Annotated in this window: 9 protein-coding genes; 2 read left to right on the top strand and 7 right to left on the bottom strand. The window is 74.0% G+C overall.

All coding sequences use genetic code 11. The features are described from left to right. Window positions 1-13: 13 nt before the first annotated feature. On the top strand, window positions 14-1,903 hold the full coding sequence (locus MF672_RS04720) for a fumarate reductase/succinate dehydrogenase flavoprotein subunit (protein ID WP_242382466.1): 1,890 nt from the start codon (window positions 14-16) through the stop codon (window positions 1,901-1,903). Then, complete coding sequence (locus MF672_RS04725) at window positions 1,900-2,652, top strand: succinate dehydrogenase/fumarate reductase iron-sulfur subunit (RefSeq protein WP_242382467.1); 753 nt, start codon at window positions 1,900-1,902, stop codon at window positions 2,650-2,652. Before MF672_RS04720 ends, MF672_RS04725 begins: the two co-directional genes overlap by 4 nt. A 48-nt stretch (window positions 2,653-2,700) precedes the next feature. On the opposite strand, the gene MF672_RS04730 is transcribed toward MF672_RS04725, so the two are convergent. The 7 genes from MF672_RS04730 to MF672_RS51225 all read right to left on the bottom strand — a co-directional run bounded on the left by MF672_RS04730 (window position 2,701) and on the right by MF672_RS51225 (window position 17,361). Continuing rightward, window positions 2,701-4,050 (bottom strand): hypothetical protein, encoded by a 1,350-nt coding sequence (locus MF672_RS04730; protein ID WP_242382468.1) that lies wholly within the window; start codon window positions 4,048-4,050, stop codon window positions 2,701-2,703. Window positions 4,051-6,473: 2,423 nt separating this feature from the next. Then, entirely contained in the window at window positions 6,474-6,869 is a 396-nt protein-coding gene (locus MF672_RS04735) for a (deoxy)nucleoside triphosphate pyrophosphohydrolase (protein ID WP_242384072.1), read from the bottom strand. 31 nt (window positions 6,870-6,900) lie between these two features. Further along, window positions 6,901-7,995, bottom strand: coding sequence for a C40 family peptidase (locus MF672_RS04740; RefSeq protein WP_242384073.1), 1,095 nt, complete (start codon window positions 7,993-7,995; stop codon window positions 6,901-6,903). Continuing rightward, window positions 7,992-8,612, bottom strand: coding sequence for a hypothetical protein (locus tag MF672_RS04745; protein WP_242384074.1), 621 nt, complete (start codon window positions 8,610-8,612; stop codon window positions 7,992-7,994). The genes MF672_RS04740 and MF672_RS04745 overlap by 4 nt, the downstream gene beginning before the upstream one ends. Before the next feature lie 633 nt (window positions 8,613-9,245). Then, window positions 9,246-11,003, bottom strand: coding sequence for a TrbL/VirB6 family protein (locus MF672_RS04750; protein WP_247815163.1), 1,758 nt, complete (start codon window positions 11,001-11,003; stop codon window positions 9,246-9,248). Beyond that, window positions 11,000-13,477: an ATP-binding protein gene (locus MF672_RS04755; protein ID WP_242383816.1), complete on the bottom strand. Its 2,478-nt coding sequence runs from the start codon at window positions 13,475-13,477 to the stop codon at window positions 11,000-11,002. Before MF672_RS04755 ends, MF672_RS04750 begins: the two co-directional genes overlap by 4 nt. Window positions 13,478-13,524: 47 nt before the next feature. After that, window positions 13,525-17,361 (bottom strand): TcpE family conjugal transfer membrane protein, encoded by a 3,837-nt coding sequence (locus MF672_RS51225; protein WP_302893158.1) that lies wholly within the window; start codon window positions 17,359-17,361, stop codon window positions 13,525-13,527. Window positions 17,362-17,373 lie beyond the last annotated feature (12 nt).

Raw genomic sequence — 17,373 nt, forward strand, 5'->3', positions numbered from 1 at the left:
AAGGATCAACCACGTGGAAATCGAACGTCACGAATACGACGTCGTCGTCATCGGCGCGGGCGGAGCGGGGCTGCGCGCCGCGATCGAGGCCCGGCAGCAGGGCAAGCGCACGGCGATCGTCTGCAAGTCGCTGTTCGGCAAGGCGCACACCGTCATGGCCGAGGGCGGCGCCGCCGCGGCCATGGGCAACGTCAACCCGGACGACAACTGGATGGTGCACTTCCGCGACACCATGCGCGGCGGCAAGTTCCTCAACAACTGGCGCATGGCCGAGCTGCACGCCAAGGAGGCGCCGGACCGGGTCTGGGAGCTGGAGGCCTGGGGCGCGCTGTTCGACCGCACCAAGGACGGCAAGATCAGCCAGCGGAACTTCGGCGGGCACGAGTACCCGCGGCTCGCACACGTGGGCGACCGTACCGGCCTGGAGCTGATCCGCACCCTCCAGCAGCGCGTGGTGGCGCTCCAGCAGGAGGACTACGACAACCACGGCGACTACGAGGCCTACATCAAGGTCTTCGCCGAGTGCACGGTCACCCGGCTGCTCAAGGACGGCGACCGCATCTCCGGCGCGTTCGGCTACTGGCGCGAGACCGGCAACCTCGTGCTCTTCGACGCCCCGGCCGTGGTGCTCGCCACCGGCGGCATCGGCAAGTCGTACGTCGTCACCTCCAACTCCTGGGAGTACACCGGCGACGGCCACGCCCTGGCCCTGCTGGCCGGCGCGAAGCTGATCAACATGGAGTTCATCCAGTTCCACCCCACGGGGATGGTCTGGCCGCCGTCCGTGCGCGGCATCCTCGTCACCGAGTCCGTCCGGGGCGACGGCGGCGTGCTGCGCAACTCCGAGGGCAGGCGCTTCATGTTCGACTACATCCCCGAGGTGTTCAAGGACAAGTACGCCACCACCGAGGAGGAGGCCGACCGCTGGTACACCGACCAGGCCAACAACCGGCGCCCGCCCGAGCTGCTGCCCCGTGACGAGGTGGCCCGCGCGATCAACGCCGAGGTCAAGGCCGGTCGCGGGTCACCGCAGGGCGGCGTGTTCCTCGACGTCTCCACCCGGCTGCCGGCCGAGGAGATCAAGAAGCGGCTGCCGTCGATGCACCACCAGTTCAAGGAGCTGGCCGACGTCGACATCACCGCCGAGCCCATGCAGGTCGGCCCGACCTGCCACTACATCATGGGCGGCGTCGAGGTGGACGCCGACACCGGCGCGGCCGACGTGCCCGGCCTGTTCGCGGCCGGCGAGGTGTCCGGCGGCATGCACGGCTCCAACCGGCTCGGCGGCAACTCGCTGTCCGACCTGCTGGTGTTCGGCCGGCGCGCGGGCGCGGGCGCGGCGGCGTACGTGGACGGGCTCCCCGCCCGTCCCAAGGTCGCGCCCGAGTCCGTCGAGGCGGCCCGCGAGGAGGCGCTGGCCCCCCTCGGCCGCGGCGGCGAGAACCCCTACGAGGTGCACCAAGAGCTCCAGCGCACCATGAACGAGCTGGTCGGCATCATCCGCAAGGCCGACGAGGTCGCCGAGGCGCTGCAGACCGTGGAGAAGCTCAAGGAACGCGTCCGCATGGTCGGCGCGGGCGGCTCGCGCATCTACAACCCCGGCTGGCACCTCGCGCTCGACCTGCGCAACATGGTGCTCGTCTCGGAGTGCGTGGCCCGGGCCGCGCTGCTGCGCGAGGAGAGCCGCGGCGGGCACACCCGCGACGACTTCCCCGGCATGAACCCGGAGTGGCGCCGCAAGCTGCTCGTCTGCTCCAGCGAGGACGGCTCCTCCGTGCAGGTGACCGAGAAGGTCCAGCCCGCCATGCGGGACGACCTGATCACCCTGTTCGACCGCGACGAGCTGAACAAGTACCTCACCGACGAAGAGATGGCCGAGTTCGACGGGATAGCGAAGTCATGAGCTACAAGGCAAAGTTCAAGGTCTGGCGCGGTGAGGGCGGCGAGGGCAGGCTCGAGGACTTCACCGTGGAGGTCAACGAGGGCGAGGTCGTCCTCGACATCATCCACCGGCTCCAGGCCACGCAGGCGCCCGACCTGGCCGTGCGCTGGAACTGCAAGGCCGGCAAGTGCGGCTCGTGCAGCATGGAGATCAACGGCAAGCCGCGGCTGGGCTGCATGACCCGGATGTCCACCTTCGCCGAGGACGAGACCATCACGGTCACGCCGATGCGCACGTTCCCGGTCATCAAGGACCTCGTCACCGACGTGTCCTTCAACTACCAGAAGGCCCGGGAGGTCCCCTCCTTCACGCCGCCCGCCGACGTGCGGCCCGGCGAGTACCGGATGAAGCAGGTCGACGTCGAGCGGTCCCAGGAGTTCCGCAAGTGCATCGAGTGCTTCATGTGCAACAACGTCTGCCACGTGATCCGCGACCACGAGGAGAACAAGGCCAATTTCTCCGGCCCCCGCTTCCTCATGCGGATCGCCGAGCTGGACATGCACCCGTATGACGTGGCCGACCGGCAGGAGGCCGCGCAGTCCGAGCACGGGCTCGGCTACTGCAACATCACCAAGTGCTGCACCGAGGTCTGCCCCGAGCACATCAAGATCACCGACAACGCGCTGATCCCGATGAAGGAGCGCGTGGTGGACCGCAAGTACGACCCGCTGGTGTGGCTGGGCAACAAGATCTTCCGACGCGCCAAGTAGGACACAGCGGAAGGGGCCGGGAGCTGATCCCGGCCCCTTCCGCTTGTGCTAACCGTCCTTCTTCTTGTGGCGGAAGCGGCGGCGCTTCTCCTCAGGCATCTCCCTGGTCGGCCCGAGGCCCTGGTCGGGCTCCGGCCGCGGCGGCAGGGGCTGCACGGTCGTCGCCTCCCCGTCGGCGGGCACGTACGGCGCCTCCCCGTCGGCGGGCACGTACGGCGGCGGATCGTACCCCTCGGCCCCGCGCGGCCCCTCGGCCCCGCGGGACGCCGGCTGGAACAGCGAGCCCGGGGCCTGCTGCCACGGCTCGGAGTCGCCGGGCTCGGCCGCGGCGGCCGCGCCGAGCGGGTGCTCGTGGCCCTCGTCGAGCGGCGCGCCGCCGCCCGGCGGGATGTCGGGGGCCGGCGGGGCGGGCGGCACCAGCGGCTCGAACGGGTCGCGGAACTCCTTCTCCGCGGCCGGCGGCTCGTGGTTGAAGGAGTCGAACTCGTCCGGGTGCAGCACCACGGGCGGCGGCTCGGACGGGGCGACGGGCGGCTCCTGGTCGTAACCCTGGGGCGGGTACGGGTGGCCGGGCTCCTGGTACATCGGGGCGTACTGGACAGGGCCGCTCGGGTACGTCTGCACCGGCACGAAGCTGATGATCGGCGCGTACGCCGTGCCGCCCGGGTAACCGGGGGCGGCGAAGCCCGCCGAGGCATAGCCGGGACCGGCCGGGTACCCGCCGCCGGGCGGCGGCACCGCCGCGCCGGGGCCCGCCATCGGGCCCGCCTTGCGCACGGCCGCCGCGTGCGCCATCCGGCGGAGCCGGCCCTCGAAGATCAGCACCGCGAACAGCGCGAGCAGCACCAGCACCAGCGCCGGGATGCTGAGCTTCTGCGTCAGCGCCTTCTGGTCGAACTCGGGCGCGGCGGCCCGCAGCTCGACCGGCACGTCCTCCGAGGAGGCGACCTGGGTCTCGCTCGGCGTCACCGGCGCCGGCGTGGTCTGCGCGACGGAGGGGATCTGGATCGACTCCTCCTGCGGCGGGCTGGAGGAGGTGGTGACCGGGGGCGGCTCGACGTTCTGGGACGGCGGCTGCACGTTCTGCGTCGGCGGGGCCGGCGGCTGCGTGCTGGCCGGGGCCGAGCTGGTCTTCGTCTTCTTCGGGGTGGGGCTGGCGGTCTTCTTCGGGGGCGCGGTCACCGTCTTGGTGATCGTCGTCTCCGGCTGGTCGGTGGGCGTCGGCGTGCCTAAGGTCGTCGTCACCGTGACCGTGGTCTGCGGGTCGCTCTGGCACGAGGTGTCGCCGGCGTCGCACGGCTCGACCGGGTCGAACGCGGTCGAGGCGCTGGCGCTCTGCACCACGAACGGCGTCGCGCCGACGCCGGCCAGGCCGAGCGCCAGGACGATAGCGGACACGGCTGTCGCTCGCGTGCGTGCCACCGGTGCCCTCCGCGTAGTCCCGGAACCATGGTCAAGGGAATACTAGTCGGGTCAAAGTAACAGTAAAGACCGTTTTACAGCACCATCTTACGCTTCCTACGCCTTTGTACCGTGACAATGACCCAGAGACCCCCTAGGAGGGTAGCAACGGCGGACGTGGCGAGCACGGCTCCCAGACTTCCCTTCAACGGATTCACGGCGGCGGCCACCGGCTTCGGGTGACCGGTCGCGACCCGGAGCTCCAGCGGGAGGGGCACGCCGTTCCCGGCGACGGGCGGCGCGGCCGCCCTCGGCGACGGCACCCCCAGCGCCCCGCCCGCGCCGTACGGGCTCCCCTCGTCCCCCGGATTCACCGCGCCCGGCCCGAACGTACTCACCGCGTTCGGCCCGAACGTACTCACCGCGTTCGGCCCGAACGAGCTCGCCGCGCCCGGCCCGAACGGACCCGCCGCGCCCGGCCCGAACGGATTCGCCGCGCCCGGCCCGAGCGGCAGGGCGCCGCCGCCCGCGCCCGGCGCCACTCCGGACGCCTCCGGCAGCACCAGCCTCGGCAACCGCGGACTCACCTGCGCCGACGCCCCAGGCCCCACCGGCCCCGGCCCCGCCAGCCCCCCTCCCCGCTGCCCGACTCCAGCCTGCCCAAGCCCCGACTGCCCAACTCCGGCCTGCCCGAGCCCGGACTGCCCGAGCCCGGACTGCCGCCCAACTCCGGCCTGCCCAAGCCCGGACTGCCCGAGCCCCGACTGCCCGAGCCCGGACTGCCCGAGCCCGGACTGCCGCCCAACTCCGGCCTGCCCAAGCCCGGGCTGCTGCCGGACCCCGGGCCGCCCCCCGAGCCCCGGCTGCCCAAGCCTCGGCCGCACGACTCCCGGCAGCCCCGGCATGGGCGCCTGCGGCGCGGCCTGCCCGGCCACCCCTGGCACGAGCCCCCGGGCACGCCCGCCCTGAGCCCCCGGGATCCCCGGCGCTGCCGGGGCCACCTGCGCAGCCGCCCCGGCCCGCTCACGCGCTCCCTGAGCCGCCCGCCCGGTCACACCGCCCCCGGCCCTCCCCTGCCTCCCAGGAGCGGCCTGCACCCCAGGCACACCCCGCCTCCCCGGGAGGGCCTGCGCCCCGGGAGCGGTCCGCGAGCCAGGGACCGGCTGCCTCCCAGGGGCGGCCTGCGCCCCAGCGACGGCCCGACTCCCAGGGGCCGCCTGCGCTCCAGGAGCGGCCTGCGCACGGGGCAGGGCTCCAGGAGCGGCCTGCGCACGGGGCAGGGCTCCAGGAGCGGCCTGCGCACGGGGCAGGGCTCCAGGAGCGGCCTGCGCGCGGGGCTGGGCTCCGGAACCTCCAGGGCCGAAGGGGCGCTGCGGGAGCGCCTGTGGCACCGGCCTCGAACCGCCGCCCGCCCGGCCCCCGACCGGCCCGCCACCGATGACCGCACGCCCGAACCGATCCGGCCGCGCGCCCCCCACCTGGGCCGCGCCCATCTGTCCCGCGCCCACCTGGGCCGCGCCCACCTGTCCAGCGCCCACCTGGGCCGCGCCCGCCTGTCCAGCGCCCCGCCGCACCCGCCGCGCGGGCCGGGCCGGCGGCACGGCGTTCGTCCTGTCGGACAGGTGCCAGCGCCCCCCGTCGATCACCGTCGCGCTCTCACCGCCGCCCGCACCTTCCTGAGCCGCGGCGGCACCCCGGCCGTCGGCCCCCACGACAGGGGTGGTGACCGTGTTCTCCACCGTCTCTGCGCCCTCGTCCGACCCGGGACGGACCTTGGCGACGGCGGCCAGCACCACCTTGCCGGCCCCTTCCGGCGCCGTGAGGGTCACGTCCACCGAGCGCGGCCCCGCCGCCGCCTTCCCGAGCCGGCACACCCGCGCCTCGGGCAGCACCGTGGCGCCACCCCGCTCGACGGCCCCCGCCAGGGTGAGCGCCCGGCCGGCGAGCCGCGCCGCCCCCCGGTCCGCCGCCCCCCGCTCCGCCGTGCCCGCCGTGCCCGCCGCGACCACCGCAGCGCCCTCAGACCGGCCCTCGTCCCCGCCCGCGCTCCCGGCCCACGGCCCCGCGGACGGTTCCGGCGCCACCGGCCCAGCGGCCGTGCACGTCACGGCCGACAGCGCCGCCACCGGGCTGGCGGCCACGGCCACCCGCCCGCCCCCTCCGGCCATCCCGTTCACCCGGATGCGGAAGCGCTGCATGTCCCCGGTACGGAGCCACTTGCCCGCCCCGCCGTCCTCGGCCGCCCCCACCCGCTCCAGCACCAGCGACACGCCCGCCGCCGCCACCGGCACGGCAGGCGCCGCCGCCAGGATCACCACCCCGGCCAGCATCCAGCCCCGACGCATCACGCCAACTCCCCCGCTGCGACAGATCACCCGTAAATCACGCCTAGTAACCATTGTGTCACAGAGAGGGACGTCTTAATCAGCCAGGAGGATGCTCTCCACGGTCTTCATGATGGGCAGGTCGGCCCCGAGCCACTCGACGTCGTAGTACTCGCCCGGCCCCAGCCACCGGAGCTCCAGGTGCTCCCGGGGCTCGGGCGTGCCGGAGGCGAGCGTGGCGAGCCAGACCCGCATCACGTACCCGGCCGACAGCGGCCAGTCGCCGCCGACCCGCTCACCCACCGTGACCTCGACGCCCAGCTCCTCGCGGCACTCCCGGACCAGCGCCTCCGCCTCGCTCTCCCCCGGGTCCACCTTCCCCCCGGGGAACTCCCACCCGCCGGCCAGCGCGGGGGGCTCGGCCCGCTGGGCGGCCAGCACCCGGCCGCCCGAGTCGACGATCACCGCCGCCACGACCACGATCACGCTCATGCGCCGCGGCTCCTCATCAACGTCGTTCGCCTCACAGGGTGGGATTCTGCAGCTTCTTGAGCTGTTCGAGCACATCGGGGTTCTGCAGGGGACGGGTGAAGCCGACCCGGTTGGTACGCGCCGAGTAGCTGGTCACCTTGATCGGACCGCACCGCGTGCACCGGGCCTCCAGCATCTTCCCCTTGGAGACGACCAGCCCGACGTGCCCCGGGTTGTTCGCCGAGGTGCCCGGCCCGGCGTTGAAGAACACCAGGTCGCCGGGCTGTTCCTGGCCTTCTAAAACACGCGCCCCGAACGGCCACTGCCCGAACGTGGTGCGCGGGATCTGCAGCCCCGCCGACCGGTACGCGGCGTAGATCACGCCCGAGCAGTCGAAGGCGTCCGGCCCGGTGCCGCCCCACAGGTACGGCTTGCCGCGCTGCGCCAGCGCGTACTGCAGGATCTTGGCGACGACGGTGGTCGGCGCGGCGTCGATCAGCGGCTCGTCGCACTCCGGCTCGGCCTGCGGCGGCACCTTGACGTCGCCGGACTTGGCGTACTTCCTGGCGATCTCCTCGACCTGGTCCACGTACCACCAGGCGCGGTTGTAGACGAACAGCGCCTGCCGCACGTTCTCCGGCGCGCCGTTGCGCTTGAGCATGCGGGCCGCGCCGAGGATGGCGTCGGCGGGGTTGTAGACGTCGCCGATGCCGTCGCCGTCGCCGTCGGAGGCGTAGCCGGTGAACGGGGTGTTCACCGGCACCCGGGCCTTGCCGCCCCAGGTGGAGATGAGGAACTGCATCGGCCCGGCCGCGCCCGCGGAGTTGGTGCCGCTCTGGACGCCGGGCAGCGTGGAGCGGCCGTGGTCGGTCTCGCGTTTGCCGACGGCGGCCAGGATGTTCCACTGGACGCCGATCTCCTTGCCGTACTCCTTGTAGTACTTCAGGTAGTCGGCGGGGATGTCGGAGGCGCCGGTGTCGGAGACCTCCTCGACCTGCTTCTGGTCGTCGCAGTCGATCGAGGTGCGGCCGTCGCTCAGGAACGAGGGCATCGACATCAGCAGCATCGGCGAGACGATGACCGCCACCAGCAGGAGCGCCCCGGCCAGCCCGAGCAGGAGGGCGAGGCGCGTGCGCGAGAGGTTCACCCTGTGTCACCGTCCTGGCCCTCGCCGGCGGGCATGATGTCGAAGATGCGCCAGTCGTTGCCGTCCTCGCTGACGGTGACCGCGTACTCCTCGGTGAGCCGCTTGTCGCCGCTCCTGGCCGTGACCTGCCGGGTGCCGGTCACGACGAAGATGATGGAGTCCTTGCCGACCTGCCGGATCTCCTTCAGCTTGGCCGTGGCCTGGGAGACGATCTCGTCGTCGCGGTTCTGCTCGACGGTGCCGGCGGAGGTGAGCGTGCGTTCCAGCAGGTTGCCGAGCTCGGGCGTCGCGTACGCCTTGAGCCGGGCCGCGTACGCCGCCGGGTCCTCGTCGTAGCGGAAGGTGCCGTACGCGGCGGTGAACCGTTCGGCGAGGTCCGCCGCCGCGGCGAGCTGTTCCTTCTTCATCGGCAGGTAGCTGTAGACGTCGAACGGCGCGTCGCTCGCGGTCGCCAGTGGCGTCGGCGTCGCGATGGCGACCCGGGTCGGCTGCGCGGCCTGCGCCGCCTGCTCGGGCGGATCCTCCCAGTCCGCCCACATCAGGTAGACGCCGACCGCGGCGATGACCACGACAATGGCGGCGAAGGCGGCTCCCCGCCTGTCACCTGGCTGCGCCATCTTCCGTCCTTGTTCAATCCTTGTCGGGGCTGTTCGGCTTGAGCCAGAACGGCACGGACGTCTCCTCCGAGCCGCCGCTCCGGCCGCTGCTCCGCAGCCACAGAGGCGGAGCCTCGGACGCGCGCGAGGACGGCTCGTCGGAGCCGCCGAAGATCCGCGAGCCGCCGCCGGAGGAACGCGGCGACCCGCCCGGCGAACGCGAACCGCCGGCCGGCCTGGCCCCGTTGCGGGAGCCGCCGCCGAACAGGCCGCCGCCACCGCCCGAGCCGCCCGAGCCGCCGGAACCGCCCGAGCCGCCGCCGAACAGGCTGCCTCCGGAGCCGCGCGACCGCGTGCCGCCGCCGCCCGAGCCCGGCGACCCGCCGAACCTGGAGCTGCGGGAGGAGCCGTTGCGCGAGCCGCCCGACGAGCCGCCGCGCGAGGCCCAGCCGCCGCCCGACCCGCCGCCGAACCAGCCGCCGCCCGACCCGCCGGAGCCGCCCGACCCACCGGAACCGCCGGAACCGCCGGACGAGCCGCCCGCCGCGGACGCCGCCCCGGCCGCCCTGGCAGGCCGCCCTGCCGCCCGTCCGCGGGCCGGCGCCGCCCACCAGGGCCCTGCCGCGCCGCCGGTGCGGGACCGCCCGCGCCCGGCTACGGGCCGCGCCGCCCAGGTTGAGCGGGGCGCGGTGCCCCGGCGCGGCTCCAGCGGCGCCCGCGCGCCCGCCTTGCCCTGGGCGTCGGTGTCGAGCGGCGCCGCCGTGGCGGGATGCGGGTGCCGGCGGCCGTGCCGTCGCCCTCCTCGGCCCGTACGCGCGCCTGCCCGGCCGCCGAGGCCACCGCGGCGCCGGCCGCGCCCGCGCCGCTGGCCGCGCCGGCCGCCCGGATGAGCGGTTCGGCCTTGCGCAGCCCCCAGCGGCCGATGCGGGCCGAGGCGACCGGCGGCAGCATCGCCGCCGAGCGCTCCAGCACCGACGAGCTGGCGGCCTCGCCCAGCATGCGGGTGGCGACCGTGTGCCCGTTCATCGAGGCGAACAGGTGCTGGAACGGACGCCGGTAGAAGAACACCGCGATCGTCAGCAGCGCCATGAACAGCACCTGCATGCCCCACGGCATGGCGGTCGAGATGATCAGCGCGTACCCGTACACGAGCACGCTGAGCACGAGCGTCAGCACGGCCTGCCGGAGCAGCGTGCCGACCAGCATCTCCACCCAGCGCATGGCGATGATGCGGCCGCTGCCCGGATGCACGCCGATGAGCAGGAACACCGGGCCGAGGATCAGCAGCAGCAGGAAGCCCACCTTGAGCACCAGCAGCGAGACCGCCACCAGGAAGATGAGCAGCCCGGCCACGATGGCGGCGATGAACGCGCCGACCGCCACGCCGAGCCGGTTGGACCAGTCGCGGCCGGAGAAGACCGTGTAGCGGGGGTCGTTGCGCAGCTTGTCGGCCAGCGAGGCGTACTCCTGCTGCCGCGCGCCCACGTCGGGGGCCGGCTGCCCGGCCACGGCGGGCGGGATCGACTGCATCTCCAGCACCTTGCGGCCCCAGTCGCGCACGATCGGCTGCTGCGGGTCGGCGGTGCCGAACAGGCCCACCAGCCACGGCTTGCAGACCAGCGTGGACCACAGCGCGTCGGCGTTCTGGTCGATGCCCGGCGTGCCGACCTGGCCGTAGCCGCCCGGCTTGACCACGGCGGCGCTCTGGCCGGGCGGCGGCAGGCAGGAGGCCCCGCCCGCGCCGGGCAGGCCGGAGAAGGCCGAGTTGACGACCTCGCCGGTCTTGTCGGTGACGACCTTGCCGAGCCCGGTGAAGTCGCCGGGACGGCTGAAGAACCAGGTGGCGACGGTGACCGCGAGCACCATCCAGATGACGCCCTCGGCGGTCGTCGTGGCGCGCTTGCGGATCAGCCCGTACCAGGCCAGCCAGATCGCGCCGAGGATCACGATCGGCCGCAGGAACGGCCAGTACATGGCGTTGGCCAGGTTCGTGACGATGTCATCGACGACGTCCTTGATGGCCTGCAGCGGCCCCTCGGTGGCGGCCGCCTGGTACGTGGTGATCGTCAGCCGGTCGACGGCCTTGGCGGCGGTGAAGATGCCGTTGGCCCACATGTTGCCGAGCACCGCGACGTAGTCGCCGCAGCCCAGCTCGTGCGTGTGCCAGAACTGGCCGCTCATGCCGAACTGGGTGTAGTTGGTGGTCGGCGCCTGCTGGGGGCCGGCCGGCGCCGGGGCCTGCATGAGCCCGTCGGTGCCGCCGCCCACCACTTCGGGCGTGAGCGGCCCGGACAGGTCACAGGGCGCCGCGGCGGCCGGCGCGGACAGCCCGCCCACGACCAGCGGCACCACGAGGATGCCGGTGACCAGCGCGAGTGCCAGCGCGAGTCGTCGGGATAGCCGGATCTTCATGACCGTACCTCCTGCGGCCTGCCCACGCCCCCTTGAAGATCATCATGCCCGTCGCGATCGGGTTTGTCGTGTGTCGGGTTCGTGTCGAGCCAGCGGAGAAGCTCCTCGGAGATCAGGTCTACTCCGATGCGGCCTGCCCTGCCATCCAGATCGCGGAAAATGCATTCCCCGTTGCCGAGCGAGCGCAGCACGGCCTTGTGCTCCTCCGACGCCTCCACCCCGAGCAGGGACATGACGTGGTCCACCTCCACCCGTTCCGTGGACCGGAACGCGAAGACCGACGACAGGCAGTTGGTCACCTGCTCGTTCAGCAGGTCGCCCGCGTTCTGCGAGACCAGCACGAGCGCGGTGTTGCGGGAGCGGCCCATCCGGCTGACCTCGGGCACCAGCTTGGCGCCCTCGGGCGTGGAGGTGATCGCCCACGCCTCGTCCAGGAAGATCGCCTTGGGGGCGCGCCGGTCGAGGCCGTTCATCAGCCTGCGCGCGAACTGTGACACCAGGTAGAGCAACGCCACCGACAGGCGCTGCTCGTAGGAGTAGTCCTCCCGGCTCGTGGCCACGTCGGGCAGCGTGAGGCCGCCCAGCGTGAACACTGTCGTCCACCCCTCGCTGTCGATCTGGTCGCCACCGGACGGGTCGAAGCAGAGCCGGGCCAGGTGCATCTCCGACATGGAGCGCAGCACCGCGCCCAGGTTCTTCGAGGCCGCGTCGTCGGCCTGCTCCAGGAAGTCGACGACCTTGCCGAGCGACGGGTCGGGCTGGTTGGAGACCGCGGCCACCGCCTGGATCATCGCCGACTCGCGCTCCTCCGACATGCGCGGCAGCAGCAGCCGCAGCGTCTCGGTGGCCATGGTCTTCTTCGCCGCGATGTCGTCGCCGAACGAGAACGGGTCCAGCAGGCCCGGCGCCGCCGAGCCGAGCGGGATGATGCGCGCCTTGCGCCCGCGCTTCTCCAGCAGCCGCACCAGAGACTCGGCGTCGCCCTTCGGGTCGATGACCGCGACCGTCACACCGCGCAGCGCCATCTGGTAGATCATCAGCAGCGCGAGCGTGGTCTTGCCGCCGCCCGGCTCGCCCGTGACCGCGATGGCCGTCGGCCGGTTGCGGGTGGCCGCCACCAGCGGGTCGAAGTGCACGATGCTGCGGGCCCGGCCGATGGTCTCGCCGATGTACGGGCCCAGCCAGCCCTCGCTGCCCTCCCCCAGCCGGTCGCCGAGGTCGACGGTGGCCGTGGCCATGCCGCCCGCGATCGTGCGCAGCGGCTGCCGCTGCGCGTAGGCGTTGACCCGGACCTTCTCGCCCGGCAACGACTCGCAGAACAGCGAGAACTGGTCGCCGGTCGAGTTGACCACGTCGATGCCCATGTCGCGGTAGTGCTCGACCACCGCCTCCACCCGCTGCACGCAGATGTCCTCGGTCGGGGCCGAGACGATCAGGCGGTGCCAGCCGTAGACGAACGGCAGGCGCTCCTTGGTGATGCCGTGCTCCAGCATGCGGGCCGCGTCGATCTGCTCGGCCAGCGCCAGCGGCGCCTCCGCGCCGGCCTCACGGATGTGGTGGTCCATGTCGCGGGCGTGCGCCAGCTTGCGGGCCACGTCCTTGGACGCCTTGACCGGCGGGATCAGCCGCATCCTGGAAGAGACCTCCACCGGGAACGGGAGCTGGTCGGCGAAGTGCAGCCACGGCTCGCCGTCCGGGAACGGCATGAGATCGGGGAAGCGGGCGAACGACAGGTGGGCCACGTACGAGTCGCCCTGCGGCTGCACGATCCGCAGCAGGCTCCTGCCGTTGTGGATCTCGCCCTCGACCAGCGACTCGATCTCGCCCCTGCCCCACCGCCTGCGCGGGCTCGCCGACGGCGGCGCGTCACCCGACGCGCCCGCCGCCGCGTGCTGGAACAACCACGCCACCTCGACGGAGGTGGCGTGCCGGGCGTACAGCGCGCTCGACGCCAGCGCCCGGCCGAGCCGCTCCGCCTGCTCCGTCCAGCGGCCGATCTCGCTGTCGGGGACGTGGTCGTCGGTCATGCCGAGTGACTTCTCGGTGCGCTGGTAGAAGCCGAGGAGCTGGGCCAGCACGCCGCTGCCGAGCTGCTTGCCGCGCGGGCCCAGGCGGACGCCGAGATAGACCTCCTTCGTCCAGAAGTCCTTCGCCCAGACGTGGCGGTACATCTCCTCCAGGTAGTCGCGCCAGCCGGGGCCCTCGTCGGAGGTGGCGTTGAGCGCCATCGCCCACTCGGCCGCCGGGTACGTGCGGTGCGCCACCCGCAGATGAACCTCGGCGTCGGGCATCCGGATCGCGGCCAGCGCGATCGTGATGTTGGTGGCCAGAGCCTCGCGCTCGTCAGGGGTGACGAACTCGTAGCTGACCGTCGGGAGGCGGAAGTACGCCCATGCGCAGGTGTCTGTGAGCAGGATGCGGTCGTCGAAGTAGCGGACCGCGAGGCGCTGGTGCGCTCGGGACGCCCTGCTCATGCCGCCCCCTCGGCGCATGAACGGGCCAGGCCTGCTCGCTTGTTCACTTAGCGCTCACCGATTCTCGTGCCCGGGGGGTCACTCGCCAACTCCTCATCGCTCGCTCGTACGCTGTGCGCCGACTGCGCTGTCCGCGCTGTCTGGGCCGACCGGGCGGCGAAGCCCGCGACCACCACGCCCGCGAGGGCGAGGTAGGCCCGTCGCCCGGCCGCGCGCAACTGCCCGGGCTCGACGACCTCCGACCCGCCAGGGGCCAGGTCGTCCTCCCAGGGGACCCTGACGATGGCCCGGCACCTGCCCCTGGCCACCGACTCAGCCTGCTCGACGTCGGTCATCGAACGCCTGCTCACGCCGTTCACGACCATCACCGCCCGCCTGCGCAGCTCCGCGCAACCGTGGCCGTCGAGCCATTCGTACGTCATCGCCACCGCCTCCGGCGCCTCCTCGCTCGCCGGGACCACCAGCACGAGCTGGTCGGCGTACGGCAGGAGCCGGGCCGCCAGCGCGGCGGCCGGGTCGATGACGGCCAGCTTGTAGTGGCGGTCGAGCAGCCGCATGGACTCGCCCAGGCGGTGGTCGGAGAAGAGCGACCGGTCCGCCAGGCGCTGCTCGGCGCCCGCGTCGGTGTCGGCGCTGATCACCTCGAGACCGGAGGCCGTCCTCGTGGTGTAGCCGCGCATCGTCAGGTAACCGCTGACCCGGTCGAGGCCGGACAGCAGCGAAGTGAGCGTTTCCGGAGTCTCTGGTTCGATCCTGCTGGTCAGGGTGGTGCCGCCGGTGTTGGCGTCGACGGCGACCACCCGGTCGTCACGGTAGTGGGCGAAGGTGTGGCCCAGCATGAGGGCCGTGGTGCTCTGGCCCGCGCCGCCGGTGCAGCCGAGGACGAGGACCCGGCGGCTGCCGCTGAAGACGGCCCTGGCCCTGGCCTCGTCGATCTCGGAGCCGTCGGTGCGTACCGAGGGGCCGCCGACCACGACCTGCGCGATACGGCGCCAGCCGCCGGAGTCGCGGCCCACGACGGACTCGACGCGCCGCACCCGGCCCTCCCCGGGCCGCGGACCCGGCACAGGCCCAGGCACAGCCGCCCCACCGGGCCGCCCCTCAGCGGACGCTCCGGGCCGCCCCTCAGCGGGCGCTCCGGTGCGACGGTCGGCGGGGGCTTCGGTCCCTGCCTCAGCGGAGGCGCCGCGCCCGGCCCCAGCGGGAGCCCCGGTGGGAGCTTCGCTGCGGGCCTCAGCGTAAGTGCCGGTGCGGCGGTCGGCAGGGGCGCCGGCGCAGCGGTCGGCGGGAGTGCCGGCGCGGTGGTCGGTGGTGCCGGTGCGCGCGTCGCCCCGGTCCTGGCCGCTGGGCGCCGCGCCGGGCCGGGCGGAGGCGGCCGGCCGCTCGGGCCGCTGCCCGCTCCCGGCGTCACCGGCCGTCACAGCGTCACCGGCGGTCACTGCGTCACCAGCGCTCACGGCGTCACCGGACGGGCTCTGCTCGCCGGAAGCACTCGCCCGGCTGCCCGTTCGGCCGTCGGGCCGGGCCGAGGTGTCCCGGGCCGAGGTGTCGTCGTGCGAGGGCGAGCCGTCGTCGTCGTGCGAGGATGAGGCGTCGTCCTGCAGGGGCGAGCTGTCGTGTGACGACGGGACCGCCATCAAATGCGGGCGGCCCGCACCGGCCCGCTCACGCTCCACTTGACCGGTCCGGCCCACGCTGGCCGAGCGCCCCGTCCCGGCGGCCTCCCGCGAAGAGCCCGCACCCGCCGTCACGCCATCTGCCGCCACGCCCTCCGTTGCTCCGTCACTCGCCGCCGCACCGCCAGCCGCCGCACCGCCAGCCGCCGTATCACCAGCCGCCGTATCACCAGCCGCCGTGTCGCCAGCCGCCGTGTCACCGGCCGCCGTGTCGCCAGTCGCCCTGTCACCGGCCGCCGTGTCGCCAGTCGCCGTGTCGCTGGCCACCGCGCCACTCGCCGCGTCGCCGCTCACCGCGGCAGTCGGTGCCGCGCCGCGGGTCTCCATGCCGCCGACGGGCGCGCTACCCGAGGCCGCAGCACCGGAGGCCGTGTCGCCCGCGACCGGGCCGGTCGTGGCCGGGCCGGTCGTGGCCGCGTCGCCCGCGACCGGGCCGCCCGTGGCCGCGCCACCCGTGGCCGCGCCACCCGTGGCCGCGCCACCCGCAACCGCGCCACCCGCAACCGCGCCACTCGTCGTCGGGCTGTCCGCCGTCACGTCGTTCGGTGGGGTGTCGGTCGGTGGAGTGTCGCATGCGGTAGGGGAGTGAGAGGGGCCGGTCGTGGGTGTGACCTCGGGCCGGCGTGCGGGGCGGTCGTCGCCGGCGGTCGCCGGGGTGCCGTTGCCGCCGGTCGTCGTGCCGGGAGTGGGGTGGCCGGGGCGGGGGGGCGCGGGGCGGGGCAGGGGCTTGGCGTCGGGGTTGAGCGGGGGCCAGGCGCGGGGGGCGCCGCCGACCAGCAGGGACGGGCTCAGTCTCGGGGGCTGGCCCTTCCTGTGCTGGTCGCGGGCGAGCTCGTCCTCGTGCCGGTCGCGGTCGGGCCGGTCGGCCCGGTCGGGGGCGGCCGTGCGGGCCTCCGTGCGGGCGTCCGTACGGGCGTTCGTGCGGGCGTCCGTGCGGGCGGTCGCGTCGGCCGGGGCGTCGGCGCTTGCGGCGAGCTTCCTGAGCCGTCGCAGTGCCTCGGTGTCGATCGGCTTGGCGGTCGCGGAGCGGCGTCCCTGGCCCGCCCGCATCGGCACGACCGTCCCGTGGGCGTCCCGCGTCTCGCCCTGCTCGGGGGCGTGCTCCTGGGGGGCGTGCTCGTCGGCCGTCCGCGTCTCGCTCCGCTCGCGGGCCACGTCGTCGGGGCTGGGGGCTGCTTCCGGTGACCCCTGGGCGGAGGCGAGTTCGGCGGCCTCCTGGTGCTCCTGGTCGTCTTCTTGGCGCGTGGCCTCGCGGAGGGCGGCCTCGCGCAACGCCGTCTCGCGGAGGGCGGCCTGCTGGGTGGCGGCCTCCTGGATCGCGTCGTCGCGGGCGAAGAGCCGGCGGCCGCCGCCGGCACGCCGGCCACCCTTACGGGGAGCATCCGCTTCCGAGGCGATCCCGGCGTCGCCGGTGCTGGTGTCGCCGGCGACGCCGGTGCCGGTGTGGGCGTCGCCGGCGCGGCCATCGGCGTAGGCGCCGTCGCGGACGTGGCGTTCGGGGTCGTCGCGGCGGGCGGAGGCGGGCTGCCGTGCGGCCTCCGGCGACGGGTGTCCGTGGGGCTCGTCGCCCGGCGGGAGGGCCAGGGGACGGCCGGAGCCGGTGGGGAGCGCTTCCGCGGCGCCCTGGCGGGCCCGGCCGCGGAGGGCGGGGGCGGCGCCGCGGCGGGCGCCCCATCCGCTGCGTCCGGTCGTCGCCGGCTCGGCCACCGGGGCCTGGCCGGCCGCGGCGGCAGCGGCGGCGACGGCCGGGCGGACCTGGCGGGGGCCGGCGGCGCGCTGCGCCTCGCGGCGGCGCTCCGCCTGGCGGACCTTGGCGGGACGCCGGGCCTTGACGCGGGCTGGCGTGGTGCGCCACACCCGGGCCGAGAAGGTGACGCACTCGGGCTCGGCCCCGGGCGCGAGGCGGTACCAGGCCTTCGGCTCACCCAGGTAGCGGAGCTGGGACTCCATCAGCTCGGTGAGCCGCTTGCCCTCGATGACCGGACGGGTGGACAACCACGTCACGATGCCTGGCGGCACCAGGAACAGCACGTGCCACGGCATCGCCACCGGCACGCCCACCAGGATCAGCAGGAGGGACCACGGGACGAACACCCCGACGAAGACGCCGATCCAGACGATGGGCAGCGGCATCGGCAGGCGCAGGTCGTACAGCTTGTAGAGCCGCTTCTCGATGCGCCAGATGTTCGTGTACGTGGGCAGGTCCACCCGGTCCTCCTC

It is taken from the genome of Actinomadura luzonensis (assembly GCF_022664455.2).
GTDB classification, from domain to species: domain Bacteria; phylum Actinomycetota; class Actinomycetes; order Streptosporangiales; family Streptosporangiaceae; genus Nonomuraea; species Nonomuraea luzonensis.

Bases quoted from the DNA above. Each gene is read 5' to 3' on its own strand.
- MF672_RS04755 (WP_242383816.1), bottom strand. From the start codon at position 13,477: ATGAGCAGGGCGTCCCGAGCGCACCAGCGCCTCGCGGTCCGCTACTTC.
- MF672_RS04725 (WP_242382467.1), top strand. From the start codon at position 1,900: ATGAGCTACAAGGCAAAGTTCAAGGTCTGGCGCGGTGAGGGCGGCGAG.
- MF672_RS04745 (WP_242384074.1), bottom strand. From the start codon at position 8,612: ATGGCGCAGCCAGGTGACAGGCGGGGAGCCGCCTTCGCCGCCATTGTC.
- MF672_RS04750 (WP_247815163.1), bottom strand. From the start codon at position 11,003: ATGAAGATCCGGCTATCCCGACGACTCGCGCTGGCACTCGCGCTGGTC.
- MF672_RS04735 (WP_242384072.1), bottom strand. From the start codon at position 6,869: ATGAGCGTGATCGTGGTCGTGGCGGCGGTGATCGTCGACTCGGGCGGC.